We start from the raw sequence: 913 nt of genomic DNA, 5'->3' as shown, positions 1-913 counted from the left end.
CAGCCCTTTGGCGGCGATCTTGCGAGCGCCGCTTCTCCACGCGCTAAAATCGGTTAGTATCGCCTGGTCAGAGCCCGTTTGAAAACGCGCTCTGCCGAGTCGGATGGCGTGGTTTTCGAGAACCGAAGCGTAGCGGACCTTTGAGTCCGTGAGCATCGGAAGCGCAGAAAACCGCGTCAGGCGGCCGGCAGAGTAGCGTTTACAAATGGGCTCGTAGAAGGGGGATACTTCATGACGCTCATCCAGAAGCTTGCCGTTGCCTATGCTTTCCTGTTCTTCGGCGTCGTCGCCATCGGCTACATACCGGCGTTCAACGATGCCAACGGCAATCTGTTCGGCCTTTTCTCGCTGCAATGGTATGACGACCTGCTGCACGCCTTCTCCGGCGTCTGGGCGCTGGCCGCCGCCTTCATCTCCCACCGCCAGGCAGTGTTCTATTTCAAGCTGTTCGGCTCGGTCTACCTGTTCGACGGCGTGCTCGGGCTGGTCACCGGTTCCGGCTGCCTCGACGCCGGTATCTTCATCAACGGCTTCCGCTCTCTCAACGATATCGAATTCCCGGCCCGCTTCTTCGCCAACCTGCCGCACATCGTCATTGGCGGCTTCGCCGTCTATGTCGGCTTCCGGCTGGCCAGGCGCGTACACGACCACTTCGCCACGGCCTGACCAGGCATGTTCCTGTTCCGCTGGCTGAAGCGCATCATCAAGACGATCCTCTGGCTGATCGTCGTCGTCATCCTCATCCCGATCGCCGGGCTGAGCTACGGCTTCCTGACGACGTCGTCGCTCGACAAGACGCCGCTGCCCGGCATTGCCGACGGCGCGCCGCCCAAGGCGCTGGCCGACAAGGTCCGCGCCGAGATCCCCGGCTACCAGCGGCCGGAGGAATCGACCTTCCTGACCTATCCGGAAT

Annotated in this window: 1 protein-coding gene and 1 pseudogene; both read left to right on the top strand. The window is 61.9% G+C overall.

Translation table 11 applies throughout. From position 1 onward, the window contains the following. Nucleotides 1-231 precede the first annotated feature (231 nt). Nucleotides 232-666 (top strand): hypothetical protein, encoded by a 435-nt coding sequence (locus EN932_RS37015; protein ID WP_063172921.1) that lies wholly within the window; start codon nt 232-234, stop codon nt 664-666. A gap of 6 nt (nt 667-672) precedes the next feature. Then, nucleotides 673-913, top strand: a pseudogene (locus EN932_RS37010) (hypothetical protein); the annotation flags it as partial.

Origin of the sequence: Mesorhizobium sp. M7A.F.Ca.US.002.01.1.1 (genome assembly GCF_004022955.1) — a bacterium.
GTDB lineage: Bacteria > Pseudomonadota > Alphaproteobacteria > Rhizobiales > Rhizobiaceae > Mesorhizobium > Mesorhizobium ciceri.
The sequence above is the reverse complement of the archived record's forward strand: the minus strand, read 5'-3'. Positions and strand labels throughout refer to the sequence as shown.

What these genes read in the sequence shown, in the direction of transcription:
- EN932_RS37015 (WP_063172921.1), top strand. Translation starts at nt 232, where the DNA reads ATGACGCTCATCCAGAAGCTTGCCGTTGCCTATGCTTTCCTGTTCTTC.